We start from the raw sequence: 225 nt of genomic DNA, 5'->3' as shown, positions 1-225 counted from the left end.
GGCTCGGCCTTGGCGAGAACCGCCGCCAGCCGGCTGTTTTCCGGCAGGCGTTCGCGGGCTTTCCTGACGGAATGCGCGTCGATCGCATCCCGCATGACCGCGTGGTCGATCGACAGCGGACCGGACCATTTTGCGCTCATGCCGAGGACGATGATTTCGTGATCGGTGAGTTCGACCCCGGACGAGGTTGAGGCGCAGCGGGAAAAGAGATCGAAACGTGTGCAG

Annotated in this window: 1 protein-coding gene; it reads right to left on the bottom strand. The window is 63.6% G+C overall.

Annotated elements, in window-relative coordinates; all coding sequences use genetic code 11:
- Nucleotides 1-225 (bottom strand): ring-opening amidohydrolase (locus AF337_RS14470; RefSeq protein WP_280138851.1); only part of this gene is annotated, 225 nt, incomplete at both ends.

The organism is Rhizobium ecuadorense (assembly GCF_001187535.1).
In the GTDB taxonomy this organism is placed as follows: domain Bacteria; phylum Pseudomonadota; class Alphaproteobacteria; order Rhizobiales; family Rhizobiaceae; genus Rhizobium; species Rhizobium ecuadorense.
Note: the sequence above shows the minus strand (reverse complement) of the source record. Positions and strands in the feature narration are given on the sequence as shown.